This is a genomic window from Bdellovibrio sp. ArHS (genome assembly GCF_000786105.1).
Lineage (GTDB): Bacteria > Bdellovibrionota > Bdellovibrionia > Bdellovibrionales > Bdellovibrionaceae > Bdellovibrio.
In genome coordinates this window covers 250,839-265,184 of record NZ_JTEV01000003.1, presented here as the reverse complement: position 1 = coordinate 265,184, position 14,346 = coordinate 250,839, and the positions used below count along the sequence as shown (strand labels likewise).

Here is a 14,346-nt window from a genome sequence, read left to right as displayed (position 1 = left end):
GATCCCACCAAGATCGCCTTAGCTTTTAGAACCTCTTGTTCTTTAAATAATCCGCCTCTAATTTACGAAGAGGCCCATCTTCATATCCATCGGCGGACACATTAAAAAATGACTGCAGGATTTTTTTATTGTTATACCCCGGAAAGCGAGGCTTGATCTGAGCGGCGATCAACTCGCATCTGTCATAAAGAACTTTCGCAGTGGATCTATGATTAGTGTAGCGGTGATCTATTTCTAAGAACGTATTCATGTTCGTAAAAGCGACCCGTGAAATGCAGCCCGAAACCACCTGCAGATTAATGGCAAAGTCATCTTTGATCGGCTTTAAAGAACGCTTCAACCTTTTTTTGGAAACCTTGAAGTGCAAGTCCGTCTCAAAGTTCACCAGATAAGGATGAGGCAAAGTGTAAACAACAGTATCCCTGTGGCCTTTTAAGGAGTTGCAAGTGCCACATGCCGGAATCAAGTTGAAAAGCGAAATTGCCAAATACGGATAAAGGCTCTCCGGATAGTAGTGATCATAAGGGCCCTTACTTCGTCTTCCGCTGATGCCATCAGAGACCGGGATAATATAATTTTCGTCGCAATAGGCACACACACGAAGATTCAAATGTGCATGAAGCCTATAGGCACTAAAATAATCACGCGTCACCGCAAGACTTTTAAAGGCTTGGTAGTCAAATATGTTACCCAGAAGTTTTTTATATGCCTTCTTTCGTCTTATCCCAACCTCGTCGGCCTCAAACTTTTGAAATAATGTTATTTGCCGACGAAGTTGCCGGGGCGTACCGACAAGCAAAGTCTCCAAGTTGTCTTCTATAAGTTTCCGAAGCACACAGTGAAATCCATTTGTCGGAGACAGATATTCATTCATCCGATCCTCGACGACCTTCCGGGCTTCAATCTCATATTCACAAATAAAGACAGGTTCAACAATCAAACATCTCATTGATCATCTCCCAGATATTCCACCACCGCCTGCTTCAAAAAATTGTCGCCGATTTCGTCTATTACTTTTCTATCCAATATTGTAGGGTGATAATCTCGTTCTTGCAGACGATCCAAAAACTCCTCGGAAAGAGCTCCGATGTCACTTTCCAGGAAAAAGCCGTTGGCGAGAATCGCGGATATCCGATTACAAAATGGAGCAAACGCGGAAGATGCATCGGCTTTCGGGAAGGGCGTGAGAATATTAATATTGTAGATGGTGAGGTCGCTCAGAATAAAAGGTTTATTCGTCGCAATCAGCATCTGAATTTTCAAACCCGGAAACACCTCTTCACAGAACTTGATTAGTTGCTTTAATAGCTTTCTTTCCCATTCGGGATGCAGATTCGAGTCCGGCTCATCGAGCAACAGAATCACTGTGGAAACAAGCTTCTTTTCTGTTCGAATCTCTAAAGCCGCGTGGTAAACACGAGAGAAGACTTTCAAAAGTACAGTCTCCCCTCCTGAAATCTCATGCCAACTGAAGTTCACCAGACTTCTGATCCCGAAAGCATTCAAATACGTGGATTGCATTTCGGCAACGAGCGCTCGATTATTGCGGATGGAAAAATACCATCCATTTTCATCGCTCCTTATTTCACTGCGTACAACTTTGGCGAATCTTTCCATCTGTGCCAGCGAACTCCGGACATTCACCGCCAGAAGCCCCTCCCATTTTTTTTGAATGTGCTCCAGGATGAATTTTGGGCCTCGATTTTGAATCTTGATGATATCTTCAATTAAGGAAAAGTACTCATCATGTGTAAGTCCGTTGGTCAAACGAGAATACAAGTGTGAAGCCAGGGCCGCGCCATAGAGGGCCTCGATCAGGTTTTCGACATTAAAGTCTTTCGCCGTCTGTCCCATCAACTCCAGATGATTCACAAAAGACTCGTGATTCCGAAAGCTAATATAGTCGGGCGAGTCAAAAGAGACCGGCTTTCCTCCTGAGTCGTAAGTAAATTTTCTTTTCAGCTCAGTGAAGAGATTCGTATTCAGATTTAAATAAAGCTTCTCAGGAATAGGAAATTCTTTTTTTCCCTGATTGTCGAGAAATCTATTGAGTACAGAAGCTTCTGATGACGCCAAAAAACTCAAGTCTCTTTCCAACTCTCGGTAGTAAAACTCGCTGTAGCTCAATTCCCCGAAGGGGGCCCGGTTTGCTCTGACCAGCAAGGATTGGCTTCTCATATCAATACTGCCGTGAAATTCTGAACTCGTCAGGGAATCCACATGCAGGGGAACTCCATGACGTAGAACAGGGTCGACAATCACCACTCGCAGCTCGCGCAGAACATTCTCTAACTCTTCTTGTCTTAAATCCTTACTGTTTAGCTGAACAGTTATAGGCTCTGCCCCTTGAATACGTACGTCTCTTTTAAATTCACGATCTTTGATCAGCGTAATGTTTTTACCGCTCTTGATTAAAATCGCGCACCCTGCGCCGAGTTCATTTCCGTAAGACAAAGAAGAAAATATTCTAAGCAGTGTCGTTGTCTTGCCTCTTCCGTTTTCCCCCAAAAGAACATTTGTACTTTGCACGACATTAGAGGGGGGCCAGTTGTATTTTGCGGGAACAAAGTTGTCGTATTCGGGACCGGACTCTAAAAAGAAAGACGCCCCCAGCTTAACCCAATGACCCTCTTCCGCATTTTTCGCACAATAGAAATACAATACTTCCATTCCCGCCCACCTTCACATTTTTCGTCCTCTCAGGTTAGCGACCTGAACGATTTTCGGGTAGTCCAGGAAAAATAGAAATAAGTTTATAAAAAAGGGAACCCTGCAGGAGTTCCCTTTTTTAACGCTCAAATGTGCGAATGGATTTTATCGGAACGCGGATTTATCCCAGTACATTCCCATGCCGCCCAAATCTTCTTCAATACGCAGAAGCTGGTTGTATTTGGCTGTACGTTCGCCACGACATAAGCTGCCGGTTTTGATCTGATGGCAGTTTAAAGCCACCGCCAAATCAGCGATTGTCACATCTTCCGTTTCACCGGAACGATGGGACATAATTGTGCGATATTTATTTCTTTGCGCCAGGTTCACAGCTTCGAAAGTTTCGGTCAAAGTTCCGATTTGGTTCACTTTCACCAACAAGGCATTGCCGGCTTTTCTTTCAAGCCCCATACGAAGACGCTTCGGATTGGTCACGAAAAGATCGTCACCAATCAACTGCATAGTCGAACCCATCTCGGCCGTGGCCTTCACCCAAGAATCCCAGTCGTCTTCCGCAAAGCCATCTTCGATAGAAACAAGCGGATACTTTTCACCCCAAGATTTATAGATCCCCAACAGCTCAGCTGGTGTGATGTGCCCACCTTGCCATTCGTATTTGCCATCCTTGAACATTTCCGTGGAAGCAACATCCAACGCTAAGAAGACGTTCTGTCCAGGATCATAACCCGCATCGACGATCGCATTCATCAAAAGATCCAAAGCCTCTTGATTTGAGCCTAACTTCGGAGCAAATCCACCTTCGTCACCGACCGCTGTAGAAAGACCTTTCTTCGCCAAGATTTTTTTCAAGGTGTGGAAGATCTCAGCGCCCGCACGAAGTGATTCTGCATAAGAATTGTTAACTGTAGGAACAATCATGAATTCCTGAATGTCCAAACCGTTGTTGGCGTGTGCTCCCCCATTCAGAACGTTCATCAAGGGCACTGGCAGACGACACGCTTGAGAGCCACCCACGTAACGATACAGTGGCAAGTTCGCATCCGCCGCCGCGGCTTTAGCCACGGCCAAAGACACACCTAGGATCGCGTTAGCACCCAAGTTAGATTTATTTTCAGTTCCGTCAATATCACGCAGGATTTTGTCGATGTAGACCTGCTCGGTCGCTTGCAGACCTAGGATTTCTGGCGCGATTTTTTCGCGGATATTATCCACGGCTTTGTAAACGCCTTTACCAAGATAACGATTTTTATCTCCGTCGCGAAGCTCGCAAGCCTCATGCGCGCCCGTCGATGCACCCGATGGTACAGCGGCACGTCCGATATTGCCCTCGGCGGTAGTGACTTCAACTTCAACTGTGGGATTTCCACGGCTATCTAAAATTTCACGAGAGATGACGCTGACGATCTCAGACATGTTGGTTTCCTTCTTTCTCGGAGGTTTTATTATTGAGTTTTTTTACAAGCTCCATGCTTTCAAAGACAGTGCGGGGGTACTGTGTTTTTACATGTTCCCAGTCCACACGGCGCATAGCCTCTTTGACTGCGGAATTCATTTTTCCCTGCGAAACAAGCATGGTGATCAACTGTTGCGCACGCACCATATAGTCATGCATACGAGCCAGGTTTTGATTCAGGTTGTAACCAGGAGATCCGCTATCAAAGCTCAAATGCGCTAAAGAACCTTCATGAGGCAGCAAGGATACTTTTTCGGTCTCCGGCGCTGTCACTTCATCCGTGGCCGACAGTTTGATCTTTTGCTTTTCGTAATCGCGGATTTTTTCTTCCAGATCACCGACGTACTTTTGCAGATCTTCACGCTCGCGCTGAGTGCGTTGTAAATCATCGATCAAACTTTGGAACAATGCCGGGCTCACCTGATGTCCCACGTTTTCACTGAAGATGGAGTTCTGCTGAGTCGACCAGTTCAAACGAATCGTGATCCCCTCCCACATACAGGTCGCCGGCGGTTGCCCCACATAGACGGGCAAAGATTCAAAAGCCGCCTTCAGGTAGGTCGTCACGTGAGGATACTGTTCTGCAGGCAAAGGCAGATCAAAAGAAATACTGAACTCATCGCGACGAAGATTTTCGATCGGCGGCTTGGGCGAAATAAAATAGGAAAGGAATTGTTCCGGCTGATTGAAGATCTCTTGCGGGCGAGGCATCATGCGCAGAACGCTGTCCAACACACCCCAGGCACGAAGAGAAGGGCCTTCGTGTCCCGCTCTTTGCAAAAGATTTTCATCGCGCTTAAGTTGCAAACGCAGAACGGATTCTAGAAAGTTCTCCATATCAGGAGCGCTGATCCAATAGGACGAGTCTCTGAGCAGTTCCACAGGAAGGTGGGTCTGCTCATAAAGAGGGCTCAGGTCTTCGCCTTGCTCCTCCAAAATATTCAAGACTGCGTTTGAAATCTTACAACTAAAGTGCACGAAGAAGTCTTAGCGTAAATCGGTACCCATTTAAACTATATAATGCCGAATTTCAGATGACACGAATGGCTACAAAAAAGAAGTATACCGCTTTTTATGACACTTGGCGTCTTTTAGATAAGATTGCGGCGGAGAGCTTCTCTAACGGCTTCCACGCGATTGGAAACGTGAAGTTTTTGATAAACGATTTTGACATAGCCAGCAACAGTTTGGGAGCTCAGTCCCATTTGCTGGGATGCCTCAGCGACTGTCATTCCCCGTGAAAGCAACGTGAGTGTTTCCCGCTCGCGGGCACTCAACCCTGTTTCAGGGGGCGTTTCGATCTTTTGCTTCTGGAAATAAGCCAAAAGTCGACGAGCCACGACTGGAGACAACGGCGGTTCGTTGGAATTGATCCGCTTAAGAATGTCGATCATAAAAGCTGGCTCTTCAGATTTGAGAATGAATCCTGAAGCGCCCGCAGCCAGAGCATCAAACAGGTAAGCTTCATCATCATAAATTGAAATGACGATACTTTTTGTCTGAGGTTGTTTTTCGGAAATTTCCTTGATGATTTCAATGCCAGAGCCGTCAGGCAACCCCAGATCCACCAGAACCAATTCCAAACAGACGTTTTCAGATATTAAGAGATTCTCTAAAGCCGCCCGAAATTCTTTTACATTTCGATGGGATCGAACTTCGAGCTCAGGAAAGGCCTGATTGACAACACCAGAAAGAAAATCCGCCATCTGCGGTTGATCCTCAATTACCAGACATGTTTTTTTAGAGTTCGTCAATTTCGTCCTATCCATCACACATCACAGACATGGATGTCCTGTTGTAATCCATCTGAATCTATCTAACTACGGTTTTGTTATACCGCAGGCTCTTTGAGTCTAAAAGGGCGCATTTTAACGGGTCACCCCCTGTTTAGGGGGGGGGCTGATTAGACATCGTAGGGAAGACGAAGATAGATAATGGTGCCCATCGAGGACGACTGATAATGAAAGACCCCCTGAATATCACTCATACGGCGATGCATGTTTTTGAGTCCATAACCCGCCGAAGAAAGCTCAACGGATTCGGGAATGCCCCGACCGTCATCCTTCAAGGAAAAATTCAGCATCCCATTCAATTTGACGACCTCCACAGAAAAAGTCGTGGCTTCAGAATGACGGATCACGTTCGTGACAATTTCACGAAAGGCCGAGCGCAGAGTTTTCTGTTCTCGATAATCCAAAAGTTTTTCCTCGGAAGAATCCTCTTGTAAAGACCACTCCAGACGAATATTCACCGCGGTCAATCGACGATGAGTTTCATAACGAATATCCGCCAGCAAATGCGAAAGGGAAATGCGCTCACCCAGAATGCCGCTGACGATCGCACGGATTTCTGACAACGCTCCTTGGATGGTGGAGCGCACGTTTTCGTCAGAGGTTTGCAAGCCGGAAAGCAAACGAGCCCCGACGTCGTCGTGCAGGTCTTGAGCCATCCGACGACGCTCTTCAGAGGCCCCCCGATCGTAGGCTTCCCTGTTGGATTCAGCCTGCCGCAAAAGTGACAGAAGCTGCTCTGCCAATTTCTTGGAGTGTTTGTCAAAAAGACTTTTGCCTGCCCACGGATAAGAAAGAATCAACGCCGGAGTCCGAGCGACAGAAGGGATTTCCAAGGTCAAACCGTCCTGACCAATACTTACTTGATCAACGGGTTTTGTCGTCTTTTTCATCTCTAGAGGATCAAAGAGACGATGCAAAAGAACTTCCCAACGCTGCTGTCTTTGCTCAAGCGAAGAGGCAAAGGCAATATGTAAAACCTCAGAAAGAAGTTCGGAAGGTTTCAGCGCGTCTTTTTTGGAAAACAGACGCCACATAAAATCGCGCAAAGGCAGATAAAGAAAAACCACCAACAACAAGGACACTTCCAATGCCGGCAGTCGCTCTAAACGCCCCAGATAAATCAAAGCCGCGTCGATCAAAACCAAAACCACGGCGGCTGTCGCATAAAAAAGAAAGCGAAAAGCCCATTGGCCCACTTCAAACAATCGATAACGCGTCAGCCCTGCCGCCAACCCCAGATAGATGATCAAAAAGAAGGTGAAGGCGTAGCTTTGATTCAAAGGCTTCAGCCCCATCAGCGAAGGCACCGTACTGAACACGACGAACCCACCAGCCCCCAAAAGAACGGAAAGACCTAACCACAATAAAGACGCCCGGCCCGTCGGATCGCCTTTGGTGGCGAAGAACTGTACGCCAACAGCCACGGCAATCAACAGCATCAGAATCACGATCAGCAAATTCACATTGGCAAAATCGGGAACTATCTGAAGTGAAAAGCCCAAAGACCAGAGAACAAAAAACAGGGCTTGCCCCAATGCCAGTTGCTTCCAGTTCCGCAGTTTCACGGGATAAATCAGAAACAGCGACAGCATGGCGATCCCAAACAAAGAGGCGCCCCAGACGTTCAGAGCTTGCAGCATTTTGAACATAGCCGAGGCCATGGGCACTTCTCGAGTAGTGTACACGGCTGAAGGGACCGCTGAGATGAAGGTTGAAAAACCGCTCAGCGCAAAAAGTCGAATCGCGGGGTCCTTGGGTTTCAAAGCCCAAATCCATCCTGAAATTCCCAAAGCTCCCAAGCCCACCAAGACAGGAATCCAGAATAGAAATGTCATATCTTCGAAGCTTCGTGCGGAAAGCCCCAGCTCCGGCGAAAGCGAGCCCGCCAACACAACCCGACGAATCTCATCCTGTCTTTCATAAAACCGGCTTAATTGGGCACGGGTTTCAAACTCACCGGGCTCAAAAATCAAATCAGAAATTTCGATTTGGACGCGCCCCCCGGAAGAGGCTAACGTCATGCCCGCCTGTAAAGGCTGACGAAGTTTAGGCTCGGCCAAAAAGAGTTTAACCGCCGCCAAGATCACGACAAGACCGATGCTTAATACAAATAACAGACGAAACTTGGGAGATCTCAACGTCATGCGGTTTCCTCATGCTGATGCAGATCAACTAAACTTTTTGTTATTCCAATGGCAAGACCAAAACGACGCAACTTCAACAGTTAAGCCGCTTGAGGTTTGTTGAACTTCGATTTTGGGAACGGCAGATTATTATCAATAATTTCATCCATGAAGGTCGGGACATTTCCCGTCGCCTGAAGTTTTCCTTCCAACGTGCCGTCAGGACGTCGGGTCAAACGTGACATTTCAAAGATGGGAACCACATTGTAAGAACCATCCTCATTAAAACCGCGCACTTCGCTGATCGCGGCAATGCGACGTGATCCATCTGAAAAACGCGAAACTTGAATGATAATTTCAATGGCCGAGACCACCTGCGAACGCAGCGCCTTTTCACTGATCTTGCCATCGCCCCCTTGCGCCAAGGCCTCTAAGCGAACAATGGCGTCTTCTGGAGTGTTGGCATGGACCGTACCCATACAACCTTTATGGCCGGTATTCATGGCATTCAAAAGCTCAAGGGCTTCGCTGGAACGAACCTCCCCGACAATGATTCGATCGGGTCTTAAACGCAAAGCACTTTTTAAAAGATCCTTGATGGAAACCTCGCCTTTACCCATCTGGTCGGCTTGGCGGGTCTCAAACATCACGACGTGTTCATAATCCACTTGCAACTCGGACGAATCTTCAATCACCATCACGCGCTGCCCTTTGGGAATGCGCGTGCACAGAAGCGACAACAACGTCGTCTTACCAGAGCCAGTCCCACCACTCACGATGATATTCTTCCCCAGAAACATACAGATATCCAGGAAACGGGCTCCATCTTCGGTAATGGCGCCGAATTTGATGTAATCGGCAAAAGTAATTTTATTATTGGTAAATTTACGAATGGAAAGTGTCGTGCCTTTGCGGGACATCGGCGGGATCACCGCCGCGATACGCGAACCATCCGGCAAGCGCGCATCCAGTCGAGGAGATTCATCGTCAATACGACGACCCACGCTTTGGGCGATGCTATTCACGGCCGCACGCAAGTCATCTTCCGATGGAAAGGCTTCAGGAACTCGCTCGAGCTTACCCTTTCTTTCCACAAAAATTTCCTGGTGACCGTTAATGAGAATTTCGGAAACACCCTTGTCATCAAGGTACTTCAAGACAGGACCTAAATTCTGTTGAATGGTCTGTTTGAAAACGCTCGACTTATCAGACGACATGGGTGCGACCTTCCGAATTAGTAAGAGGCAGGCTTTCTGTCTGCCGCAATATCAGAATAAATAATAAACTTCCCTTGAACCGCAGTTTCCGGGCACTGATAAGAAAAAATTCCGTCCGTCTTAGGAGAAACGGAGAATGTTTTCTGTTCACCAAAAACCGTGTTGTGATGTTCCGAAAAAGCGTCCAGAACAAAGCTGACGTTTTTTTCCTTGCCGTTCACGTTCACCACGTGAATGCGGTAATTGCCGCCTTTTTTAAGGCGCACGACCTCTGGAACAAAACCTTTATCGGTATTCATGATCACGATGTCTTGAGCCGGTTCAACCGCATCAAAAACTTTCGTCAATATCAAGCTTTGATCTTCTTTAATACTCGCCGGCAAGCGGTCTTCATTTTTCACATCATTGAACTGCACTTGGCGACGGGAAAAATCCACTTCCCAAGCCATCGCGTTTTGCGCGAGCAGCAAGAACAATGCGATCTTAGTGCAACTCTGTGCGATCTTGGAACTCACAAAATTCACGTGCCACCTCCATAGCGATATAATTCACGGATCTGGGATCCATCATGTGGAGCTTTTGAATCAGGAGGTTTTTATCGCCTTTGCAAGAGTTCACTAGTTGAAACGCATCACTGAGGATCTGAGGGTTTGCCATCATCTCTTTGGTGACTTCGCTCCAATCCAATTTCAAAACAGGATCAATCGCACCTACGGTATACAGTGCATCAAACACTATTTGTAAATCGCCTTGCAGAAACATTCGAATCCTCCTAATTGCTTCTAGGGCATCCAGCCCACATGTTGTTTCTATCGGTAGGAGTTCGTGAGAACTTGAGTCAATTTGAGGCGATTTTTTGAGACTTGAGGAGATCTATCGTTTGACGCTGGCCCGTGGTCGAATTTGCCAAAGGCCGGTCTGGTCGAGGGAATTTATTGCCCTGAAGAAGTACTTTCTGCCGAATTTTCAGTCGTTTTTTCGTCCGCAACCGGATTCTGTTCCGCCGGTTTTGTGTTCTGAGACAGAATTTTTTCAGCAATTTCGGAAGGCGACATGGTGGATTTCATCGTGCGGAGCTTGCGCTCGTTGACAGCTTCTTTCGAAACTTCAATCTTTGCATCGCGCACCCTTTCTACAATCTGCCGTTCAAAACCCTCGTTTTTTACGTAAGGTTTGACCTCGGCCAAAAGGTTTTCCAAGAAAATGACATACGTCACCTGCACCACCGGTTTAAAAGCCCGAGGATTCTTCAAGGCATTGATGGCTTCGTCAGTTAATTGACTGATCGTTTTTTCCCAGGACTCTAAGTCATCTAAATTCGACCGCAAAGGAGCCACAATTTTATCGATCATGTCATCATCGTTAGGCCGAGAATAAACGGCCTGCAATGCTTCTTTCAGCGGAACAACCTTTCCACTGGCGGATTTTTTGGACTCTTTCACTTTGTCACCGACCAATTTATTCATTTGATCCAAATCTTTTAGTGCCAATTGTGAGTAGTTATAAAGCAGACCGGCATGGGCCTGTGCGCAAAATACATAGATGATCATTGTTAAAAGGAAATTTGCTTTTTTCATAATTTCGAGTTTAAAGACCCCTTGATTCAAGACAAGACCAGAACACTCAAAGAGAGGTTTTTGTTTGGACGGACTTTGGGCCAGGGCGTTTTTCCTTCTCAAGGACGGAAAAATAATGTCAAATAAAAGGGCTTAAAAACTTAATCATCCATCTCGGAGGAAACATTGAAAGCATTGAAGATTTTTAGCATTGGCGCGTTGGCACTTTCCCTGGTGAATTGTGCTCCCTCAGCAAAACAACTTAAAGAAGCTGTAGAAAAAGATCCTAGCATCGTTTTCGTCGCTATCGAAAAAGACCCTGAAGCATTTATTGAAGTTGTCAACAAGGCAGCACAAAATGCGCAACGTAAAGCCCAAGAAAAGGCCGTTGCTGAAGAAGGCAAAAAGCGTGACGAAGAGTTTGCGAACCCACTTCAACCCGCTATCGAAGATGGCCGCGTTATCTTCGGTCCCAAAGATGCTAAGGTCACAATCATTGAATACTCTGACTTCGAATGTCCTTATTGCTCTAAAGGTCACGCCACTGTTGATGAAGTTATGAAAGCTTATCCAAAAGACGTGCGTGTTGTTTACAAACACCTTCCTTTGGATTTCCACCCAATGGCGATGCCTGCAGCAAGATACTTTGAAGCAATTGCGATGCAAGACCACGCAAAAGCTGAAAAGTTCTACAACCTAGTTTTCGAAAATCAAGGTGACTTGCGTACGAAAAAAGAAGGTTCTTTGAAAGAATCTGCTAAAAAAGCCGGCGCTGATATGAAGAGACTTGAAAAAGACCTTAACAGCGAAGCGATCACAAAGCGTATTGAAGCAGATATGGAAGAAGCTCGTAAGTTCGGTTTCTCTGGTACGCCAGGTTTCTTGATCAACGGTGTTTCTTTGCGTGGCGCTTACCCATTCTCTGAATTCAAAGACATCATCGACCGTCATTTGGCTGCTAAAAAATAATTCAGTCACAGACGGACTTCTCAAAAACCCGCGGCGTTCCCGCGGGTTTTTTTATTTTATCGTGCGAATTTCTTTGGCAGGCCGCCAGCACTCAGACTAAAGTAGTGCTATCAACACTTCCAAAGGAGTCTTCATGAGCGCTCACGCTAAGTCCCTCATTCTTAAAGCTCAGGACGATCTGGATCTAGCGAAGAAGCATCTTCACGATGAAAAACAGCATGATCTGGTTGGCTACAACCTTGCACAAGCCTGCGAAAAATACTTGAAGGCTTTGTGCGACATGCGCGGGCTGGAATATCCTGCAGACGAAGAAGGTCATGATTTGGATGCGTTGATGCAGGTTCTTGAGGAAAACAATTTTTCTGCCATTTCATCCCATGCTGACGTGATTGAACTGACGCCTTATAACGCCACGAATGCCCATATCCGCGCCGATGAGCGTCTGGATATGGAGGAATATGTTGGCTATGTGGAAGAACTTAAAAAACTTGTAGGCGAACAGCTTAAGTTTCTTTAGTTGACCGCATAAATCAGACTGCCCCCTTTGATCAGATTGATGACTTTGTCGCGGTTTTCCGAAGAAACCGCGGGGCATCCCCAGCTACGTCCCTGAATAACATTTGTGTCCTGAACATAGCTTGCTCCGTGAACAACAATGGCCCGGGCGCGAGCATTCGAGTTCGTGGACGATAAACCATCTAAACGCAAAGAATAGCCATTGCTGCCCTGATATGTTTCAGCGGTTCTATAGAACCCCAAAGAGCTGGCATTCGATCCCGAAACATTGCTGAACTTTTCTGCGTACCCATCGTGATTGCTGTCGGAACCTTTACCATGGGAGACATGCACATTCCACACAGACCCCGTGGCCATATTGATGAAGTACCAGCGCTTCTGCGTGGACTTCTGACTGAAATCCAAAACCGAAATCACACTTTGGTTCTTGAAGCTGGATTTATTTTTGTGAAAGTAAATAAGGGCTTCTTCCAAAGGTTCGGTCGGCACAATATACATCGGATCGACGTACTCATAGTTTTTTAGAATCTGATCGCGCTCGCTCAAAGTGGGCGGCGTCACCGGCTCTTCCGGAGTGGGTTCAACGAGAGAGGGCAACTCCGTACTTCCTTGCCCGCTGTTATCCTCGGGATTCGTCGCGACGGGTTCATTGTTGGGATCATCAGGCAAAGCGGGCATCCGATTTCCGCAAGCGGCCAGTGTCAGGGTGAAAGCTATCGTCAAAAAGATTTTTCCGGCTGAGATAGACATCGTACCGATCCTCCGTGTGGTTACACAGAGCCCATCGGTCACTCGTTTTTAAAACTTAAAACATTTTGGAAATGGCCGAGTTCTCGACAGCTTTTTCACGGAAAACTGTCGGAACTCTAGACGTTTTGACAGGACTTATTTCAGAGAGGAGATATCGATCACGAAGCGGTAACGGACGTCTCCCTTCAACATTCTTTCGTAGGCCTCATTGATTTTTTGCATCGGAATGACTTCAATATCCGGAGTGATATTTTTGGCGCCACAGAAATCCAGCATCTCTTGTGTTTCAGCGATGCCGCCAATCAGCGAACCCGCCAAACTGCGACGACCCATAATTAATGGGAAGGGATGAACCGGTTCCGGCTTTTCGGGCACGCCCAAAAGAACCATCGAGCCGTCCCTTTTCACCAACTGTAAGTATTGATTCAAATCCAGACCTGCAGAAACGGTGTTGATAATGATATCGAAATAACGATGATACTTTTTTGCCGTTTCCGGATCAGAGCCCACCACATAGTTTTTCGCACCTAAACGGACCGCGTCTTCCTTCTTCTTCATCGAGGAACTGATGACGGTCACTTCGGCTCCCATCGCGGCGGCGAGCTTCACCGCCATGTGACCCAGACCTCCCAGGCCCATCACTGCCACCTTCGTCCCAGCTTGAACTTTCCAATGACGAAGCGGTGAATAGGTTGTGATGCCAGCGCACAATAAAGGCGCTGCTTTATCCATCGGAATATTTTCCGGGATGCGCAGTACGAATTCTTCACGCACTACAATTTTAGTCGAATAGCCACCTTGGGTGACGGTCTTGCCGTCTTTTTCCATCGAGTTGTATGTGCCGACCATGCCCTGCTCACAAAACTGCTCAAGCCCTTCGGCACAGGACGGACAAGTTAAGCAAGAATCCACCATGCAACCTACGCCGACACGATCTCCGACTTTGAAGTTTTTAACAGAGCTTCCGACGGCGCTGACAATCCCGACGATTTCATGCCCCGGCACCATGGGAAACAAACCCTTACCCCACTCGTCACGAACCTGATGTAAATCTGAATGGCAAACGCCACAGTATTGAATATCTATCGCCACATCATTCGCACGCGGATCGCGTCGTTCGAATGAAAAGGGCTTTAAGGCTTCGTTGGGTTTGTGTGCGGCAAAAGCTTGAGTTGTGGCCATAATGACTCCTGATTAGTAACAATATTGAGCACAATTGTAGTCATCGGCGCAGAAGAGGCAAACTTCTTTTTCGGTCTGACACGCTGGCAAAACACATATCGTTTCTCATCGGCACCC

The 14,346-nt window shown here is 46.8% G+C and carries 14 protein-coding genes; 2 read left to right on the top strand and 12 right to left on the bottom strand.

Features of this window, described 5'->3' with window-relative positions:
• Window positions 1–25 precede the first annotated feature (25 nt).
• The 10 genes from OM95_RS02110 to OM95_RS02065 form a co-directional block, all read right to left on the bottom strand.
• Window positions 26–949 carry a hypothetical protein gene (locus OM95_RS02110; protein WP_041869738.1) on the bottom strand — a complete coding sequence of 308 codons (924 nt, stop codon included), beginning with the start codon at window positions 947–949 and terminating at the stop codon, window positions 26–28.
• Window positions 946–2,670 (bottom strand): AAA family ATPase, encoded by a 1,725-nt coding sequence (locus tag OM95_RS02105; protein WP_041869735.1) that lies wholly within the window; start codon window positions 2,668–2,670, stop codon window positions 946–948. The genes OM95_RS02110 and OM95_RS02105 overlap by 4 nt, the downstream gene beginning before the upstream one ends.
• Window positions 2,671–2,814: 144 nt before the next feature.
• Window positions 2,815–4,083: a phosphopyruvate hydratase gene (gene eno / locus OM95_RS02100; protein ID WP_041869732.1), complete on the bottom strand. Its 1,269-nt coding sequence runs from the start codon at window positions 4,081–4,083 to the stop codon at window positions 2,815–2,817.
• Window positions 4,076–5,068 (bottom strand): hypothetical protein, encoded by a 993-nt coding sequence (locus OM95_RS02095; RefSeq protein ID WP_291515455.1) that lies wholly within the window; start codon window positions 5,066–5,068, stop codon window positions 4,076–4,078. Before OM95_RS02095 ends, eno begins: the two co-directional genes overlap by 8 nt.
• 146 nt (window positions 5,069–5,214) lie before the next feature.
• Window positions 5,215–5,892 carry a response regulator transcription factor gene (locus OM95_RS02090; RefSeq protein WP_291515454.1) on the bottom strand — a complete coding sequence of 226 codons (678 nt, stop codon included), beginning with the start codon at window positions 5,890–5,892 and terminating at the stop codon, window positions 5,215–5,217.
• 134 nt (window positions 5,893–6,026) lie between these two features.
• On the bottom strand, window positions 6,027–8,060 hold the full coding sequence (locus OM95_RS02085) for an ATP-binding protein (protein WP_041869730.1): 2,034 nt from the start codon (window positions 8,058–8,060) through the stop codon (window positions 6,027–6,029).
• 80 nt (window positions 8,061–8,140) lie between these two features.
• Window positions 8,141–9,256 carry a CpaF family protein gene (locus OM95_RS02080; RefSeq protein WP_041869728.1) on the bottom strand — a complete coding sequence of 372 codons (1,116 nt, stop codon included), beginning with the start codon at window positions 9,254–9,256 and terminating at the stop codon, window positions 8,141–8,143.
• Window positions 9,257–9,273: 17 nt separating this feature from the next.
• Window positions 9,274–9,780 (bottom strand): cupredoxin domain-containing protein, encoded by a 507-nt coding sequence (locus OM95_RS02075; RefSeq protein WP_291515453.1) that lies wholly within the window; start codon window positions 9,778–9,780, stop codon window positions 9,274–9,276.
• Window positions 9,740–10,018, bottom strand: coding sequence for a hypothetical protein (locus tag OM95_RS02070; protein WP_041869725.1), 279 nt, complete (start codon window positions 10,016–10,018; stop codon window positions 9,740–9,742). The genes OM95_RS02075 and OM95_RS02070 overlap by 41 nt, the downstream gene beginning before the upstream one ends.
• Before the next feature lie 170 nt (window positions 10,019–10,188).
• Window positions 10,189–10,833 (bottom strand): hypothetical protein, encoded by a 645-nt coding sequence (locus OM95_RS02065; RefSeq protein ID WP_041869723.1) that lies wholly within the window; start codon window positions 10,831–10,833, stop codon window positions 10,189–10,191.
• 165 nt (window positions 10,834–10,998) lie between these two features.
• Here OM95_RS02065 and OM95_RS02060 point away from each other — a divergent pair, with 165 nt between their 5' ends.
• Window positions 10,999–11,781 carry a thioredoxin domain-containing protein gene (locus OM95_RS02060; protein WP_041869720.1) on the top strand — a complete coding sequence of 261 codons (783 nt, stop codon included), beginning with the start codon at window positions 10,999–11,001 and terminating at the stop codon, window positions 11,779–11,781.
• Between the two features lie 133 nt (window positions 11,782–11,914).
• Entirely contained in the window at window positions 11,915–12,298 is a 384-nt protein-coding gene (locus OM95_RS02055) for a HEPN domain-containing protein (RefSeq protein ID WP_041869718.1), read from the top strand.
• Here OM95_RS02055 and OM95_RS02050 read toward each other — a convergent pair.
• Together OM95_RS02050 and OM95_RS02045 are read right to left on the bottom strand one after the other, a co-directional pair.
• Entirely contained in the window at window positions 12,295–13,047 is a 753-nt protein-coding gene (locus OM95_RS02050) for a murein L,D-transpeptidase catalytic domain family protein (RefSeq protein ID WP_041869715.1), read from the bottom strand. The two genes, OM95_RS02055 and OM95_RS02050, sit on opposite strands and share 4 nt — an antisense overlap.
• 135 nt (window positions 13,048–13,182) lie before the next feature.
• A complete protein-coding gene (locus OM95_RS02045) occupies window positions 13,183–14,229 on the bottom strand; it encodes an NAD(P)-dependent alcohol dehydrogenase (RefSeq protein ID WP_041869712.1) in 1,047 nt (348 codons plus the stop codon).
• Window positions 14,230–14,346 lie beyond the last annotated feature (117 nt).